Source organism: Micromonospora sp. CV4 (assembly GCF_003667455.1).
Taxonomy (GTDB): domain Bacteria; phylum Actinomycetota; class Actinomycetes; order Mycobacteriales; family Micromonosporaceae; genus Micromonospora.
Genome location: NZ_RCVI01000443.1, coordinates 1 through 5,001, shown reverse-complemented (window position 1 = coordinate 5,001; position 5,001 = coordinate 1). Strand labels below are relative to the sequence as shown.

Below are 5,001 nucleotides of genomic sequence, written 5' to 3'. Positions count from 1 at the left end.
GTTCCGGGCGGCCGGGCGGGAGTGGCGCGGACGAAAAGCCCCCTTGGTACTACCCCTCGCTGTCCGCCCGCGCCGTCACCCCCCGGTGAATCCCCGGTGCAGGAAGCCTGCCACCGCTATCGGGGCGGAAAGTCTATTCCGAGCGATAGGTCCGGTTGCCAAGGTCAGTTCTGCCGGTCTTTCTGCCGGTGGTGCGACACGCTCAGGCCGGACCGTTCGCCTCCGCCTCCTGCTCGGGGGCATCGGTGCTGCCGGCGGTGGCGCACGGGTGGACGGCGTCGCGCACCCGGCGCAGGCCGTCGAGCAGCGCGGCCAGGGCCTCGGGGTCGAGTTGGCCGGTGAACCACTGCTCGATGATCCGGAGATGCCCGGGCAGCGTGTCGTCCAGCCGCTGCATGCCGGCGGCGGTGACAACGGCGAACGAACTGCGGCGGTCGGACGGGCAGGCCCGGCGGGTGAGCAGCCCGTCGCGTTCCATCCGGTCCACCACACGGGTCACCCCGCTGGTGGACAGGGAGGTCTGCGCGGCGAGATCGGTCATCCTCAGTTGGTTGCCGGGCGAGCGGGCTAGTCGGGTGAGCACCTCGAACTCGACCACGGAGAGGCCCTGCTCGTCGAGTTGGGCGGCGAACCGGGCCGACAGCCCGGCGTGCACCTCGTAGAGCAGGCCGACGGCGGTGATCCGAGGATCGTCGAACACGTTGGTCACTCGTTCATCCTAGCAGTACTTGACACAGGGAATATTGCTATGGCTATAGTTGCTCAAGCAGTCGTTGGGCTACTAAACATTCTCTGGAGGACAGCAGCATGACCAGCAGCATCGATGCGGTTACCCGCGACTGGGACGGCCTCACCATCCCGACGGCCGGCACCTACGCGCTGGACGCGGCGCACAAGCGGGTCGGTTTCGTCGCCCGACACATGATGGTGAGCAAGGTCCGCGGCGAGTTCAGCGAGGCGGCCGCCACCATCACCATCGCCGAGGACCCGCTGCAGTCGTCGGTCGTCGCCACCATTCAGGCCGCCAGCATCGACACCACCCAGGGCGACCGGGACGCGCACCTGCGCAGCCCCGAGTTCCTGGAGGTCGAGAAGTACCCGACGCTGGAGTTCCGCAGCACCGGGGTCACGTCCCGTCACGGCAACGAGTTCGTGCTCGCCGGTGACCTCACCATCAAGGACGTCACCCGTCCGGTCGAGCTCAAGGTGGAGTTCGAGGGCGTCGGCCGCAGCCCGTTCGGCCAGGACATCTTCGGCTTCGCCGCGAGCACCGAGATCGACCGCGAGGAGTTCGGCCTGACCTGGAACGTCGCGCTGGAGACCGGCGGCGTACTGGTCGGCCGCAAGATTAAGATCGAGATCGAGGGCGAGGCCGTCCGCCAGGCCTGATCCTCCGGATCACCGGAACGCCGGGCCCGCGCCGCACGTCGGCGCGGGCCCGGCGTCGTCTTCGCCAGCCGTCGCCACCTGGGTGTGAATTGTCACGGGTTGTTCCCACCCCAGGCGGATCCGGCACGCTCCCGACGGGGTACAGATGGCGCCACGAGCGCATCCACGCCGGCGGCTTCGCATCATCGGCGCCGGCCCCTGGCTCCGGTCAGGTGGGCGCTCTTAACGTGGATGGTTCACAATGCGCTTTCCGGGACGGCAGGATCCCGATCGCGCCGGCTGCCGGGAGGACACATGGGCAGGGACGTCTCGCAGGGCGCCTTCACCCGGGAGGACCGCGTCCGCTACCGGCAGAAGGTCCGGCGGTGCCTGGACGTCTTCGCCCTGATGCTGGACGACTTCGGCTTCGACGCCGACCGGCCGATGACCGGCCTGGAGATCGAGCTCAACCTGGTCGACTCGGCGGCCGAGCCCGCGATGCGCAACGAGGAGATCCTCGCCGACATCGCCGACCCGCTCTTCCAGACCGAGCTGGGGCAGTTCAACCTGGAACTCAACGCCGAGCCCCGGCTGATCGAGGGCACCGGCTTCGCCGACTACGAGCATGACCTGCGCAGCAGCCTCTCCCGTGCCGACGAGCGTGCCGCCAAGTCCGACGCCAAGATCGTCCTGGTCGGCATCCTGCCCACCCTCACCGAGGGGCACCTCGTCGAGGACAATCTCTCCACCAACGAGCGCTACCGGGTGCTCAACGACCAGATCGTCGGCGCCCGGGGCGAGGACATCGAGCTCGACATCCGCGGCGTCGAGCAGCTGCGGACCCACACCGACTCGATCGCCCCCGAGGCCGCCTGCACCAGTCTCCAGTTCCACCTCCAGGTCGCCCCGGACAGCTTTGCCGACTACTGGAACGCGTCCCAGGCCATCGCCGGGGTGCAGGTGGCGATCGGGGCGAACTCTCCCTTCCTCTACGGCCGTCAGCTCTGGGCCGAAACCCGGATCGCCCTGTTCGAGCAGGCCACCGACACCCGCCCGGACGAACTCAAGGCCCAGGGCGTACGCCCCCGGGTGTGGTTCGGCGAGCGCTGGATCACCTCGATCTTCGACCTGTTCGAGGAGAACGTCCGGTACTTCCCCCCGCTGCTGCCGATCTGCGAGGACGAGGACCCGGTGGAGGTGCTGCACTCCGGCGGTGTGCCCCAGCTCGGTGAGCTGCGGCTGCACAACGGCACGGTCTACCGGTGGAACCGTCCGGTCTACGACATCATGAACGGCCGTCCGCACCTGCGCGTGGAGAACCGGGTGCTGCCGGCCGGTCCGACCGTGGTGGACATGCTGGCCAACGCGGCCTTCTACTTCGGGCTGGCCCGCGGCCTGGCCGAGGCGGACCGCCCGATCTGGAGCCAACTCACCTTCAGCTCCGCCGAGGAGAACTTCCACGCCGCCGCCCGGCGCGGCCTGGACGCCGTGCTGCACTGGCCGCGGGTCGGCGATGTGCCGGTCACGAAGCTGGTGCTGGATCAGTTGTTGCCCACCGCCGCGGCCGGCCTGGACGGGTTCGGCGTCGCCCCGGCCCAGCGCGACCGGTTGCTCGGCATCATCGAGCAGCGCTGCCGGACCGGCCGCAACGGTGCCGTCTGGCAGACCGAGGCGGTCTGGGCGGCCGAGCGGCACCGGGGCATGGACCGGGCCGCCGCGCTGCACCACATGGTCCAGCGCTACGCGGAACTCCAGCGCGGCAACGAGCCGGTCCACACCTGGCCGGTCGACTGAGGCCGGGTCTCAATCCGTGCCGGGTCGCCCGTTCCGTCGGGGTGACCGGCTCCGCCGGCCGCCCGACGCCGCATCCTCCACCGGCTCGCCGTCCACCGGAGCGGTCGGCTCGGAGCTGTCCGGGTCCGTGCGGGGCGCCGGCACCCGCGGTACGCGGGCGGCATCCCGCTTCCGCGGAACGGTCCCGGCCGCCGGCGGTGCGACACCGGTTGCGTCCGTACCGCGTCCCGTGCCGGCCCCGGTCGTGGGGCGTGCCGGATCGGCGTCGGGCTCGCCGGCCCGGGTCGAGTCAGCTTCGGCGACCCGCTGCGCGTCCGCTCCCACCGGGTCGGTCGCGTCCGGGTCAACCCGCCGACTCCGGTTAACCCGCTCGGCGAGGACAGCGACCAGCACCGAGCCGCCGACGCCGACGATCACCGCGTACGGGGCGATGACCTGGGTGGACAGCTGCGCGGGGCCCAGCGCCGACCAGCGCGGCAGGGTGGTCAGGTAGGCGAGCGCGACGAGCAGCGGCCCGGCCGCGCCGGAGGCCGCCGCGCCGACCCGATGCCCGGCCGAGCGGGCGGCTCGCCGGGCGGCCAGCGCGCCGATCAGCAGCGCGGGAACGAGCGCCAGCAGCGCACCGGGCCAGTAGAGCTGGTCCCCGATCCAGTACCGCGGGTGGTCCGGGTCGAGCTGCCAGGTGCCGAGCTGGGCGCCGGTCAGCCCGCGCCCGACGCGTACCCCGTCGATCACCGAGACCACCGCGAGCAGCCAGAGCCAGGCGGCCGTCGCGGTCACGTTCGCCGCGGCGGCGCGGGAGCGCAGCGCCCAGAGCGCGACGAGCACCCCGATCAGGATGCCCAGCCCGGCGTGCACGGCCGCCACCCGTTGCGGCGCACCGGTGTCGGCGCCCACCGCGACCCGCGCGGGTACGGCGACCAGGAGCACGGTGACCAGCCCGCCGATCGCGGCGCCGAGTGCCAGGGACACCCGTCGCAGCAGGCCTCCATGCTCGCTGGGCGGAACCTCGGCCACCTGGGCCGACGCCGGGCTCGTGCCCTCGACCGCAGCCGGACGCGTGGGCCCGGACGTCACCGACTCCGACCGCTCTGCCGGCTCGGGCTCGCCCGTCGGGGACGGCGCGGCGGGAGGCGTCGGGTCCGGGTCGACCACCGTCGGCTCGGCCGCAGGCGGTACGGCCCTCTGGTGCAGGCGCTGCGCGCAGACCGCACCCAGCACAGTGGAGCTGGCGGCGAGCCAGGTGGCCCAGGCGAGGCCATCCGCCCAGGCCGTGTCGGTGGCGCCCGCATCGGTGGGCGTCCAGGTGATGACGCCGAGCCCGTAGCCGAAGCCAAGTTGCGCGGCGCCAGCGCCGGCAGCGACCCCGATCGCCGTCACGATCGATACTCCCCAGCCCCGTCTGGCCATGCCGGGCAGCGTAACGTCCCGTCGTCGACCCGGCGAGTGGCAACTACCCGCCGGGGTGGACCGCGGACGCAACGGGTTGGGCGACGACCGGTACGGTCGCCGGTGATGAGGCGGTGGGCGCAATGATGGACGCGAACACGGGTCGGCAGGATGCCGTCGCCGGCCGGGACGGCGGCGGCGCGGGCCGGGCCAGCGTGCTGCTGGGCGGCGGGCTGGTCGCCGTGCTCCTCGCCGCGGTCGGTGCGACCGGCGGCTGGCTGCTGGCCGGCGAGGACGACACACCTCCGGCGGATCCGTTGGCGGTGGCCACGACGAGCGCGCCGACCGGACGGGCCACCGCACCCCGGCCCAGCACCGGCCGGACCACGCCCTCCGCCCCCCGAACCTCCTCCACCCCGACGAAGGGGACCGGGCTGACCGTGCCACCGG

4 protein-coding genes and 1 pseudogene are annotated in these 5,001 nt (G+C 72.4%); 3 read left to right on the top strand and 2 right to left on the bottom strand.

What is annotated here, in order from left to right; genetic code table 11:
* Positions 1 to 202: 202 nt before the first annotated feature.
* A complete protein-coding gene (locus tag EAD98_RS30270) occupies positions 203 to 709 on the bottom strand; it encodes a MarR family winged helix-turn-helix transcriptional regulator (RefSeq protein WP_121657358.1) in 507 nt (168 codons plus the stop codon).
* A gap of 98 nt (positions 710 to 807) precedes the next feature.
* Between EAD98_RS30270 and EAD98_RS30265 the strand changes: the two genes are divergently transcribed.
* Positions 808 to 1,389: a YceI family protein gene (locus EAD98_RS30265; protein WP_121657357.1), complete on the top strand. Its 582-nt coding sequence runs from the start codon at positions 808 to 810 to the stop codon at positions 1,387 to 1,389.
* 294 nt (positions 1,390 to 1,683) lie between these two features.
* Entirely contained in the window at positions 1,684 to 3,162 is a 1,479-nt protein-coding gene (locus EAD98_RS30260; protein ID WP_121657356.1) for a glutamate--cysteine ligase, read from the top strand.
* A 9-nt stretch (positions 3,163 to 3,171) separates the two neighbouring features.
* Here the strand turns inward: EAD98_RS30260 and EAD98_RS30255 are convergent, their stop codons facing one another.
* A complete protein-coding gene (locus EAD98_RS30255) occupies positions 3,172 to 4,572 on the bottom strand; it encodes a hypothetical protein (protein ID WP_233584036.1) in 1,401 nt (466 codons plus the stop codon).
* Between the two features lie 122 nt (positions 4,573 to 4,694).
* Here EAD98_RS30255 and EAD98_RS30250 point away from each other — a divergent pair.
* Positions 4,695 to 5,001: pseudogene (locus tag EAD98_RS30250) on the top strand (penicillin-binding protein); the annotation flags it as partial.

Excerpts from the sequence above, each read along its gene's own strand:
- EAD98_RS30265 (WP_121657357.1), top strand. The coding sequence starts at position 808 with ATGACCAGCAGCATCGATGCGGTTACCCGCGACTGGGACGGCCTCACC.
- EAD98_RS30260 (WP_121657356.1), top strand. The coding sequence starts at position 1,684 with ATGGGCAGGGACGTCTCGCAGGGCGCCTTCACCCGGGAGGACCGCGTC.
- EAD98_RS30255 (WP_233584036.1), bottom strand. The coding sequence starts at position 4,572 with ATGGCCAGACGGGGCTGGGGAGTATCGATCGTGACGGCGATCGGGGTC.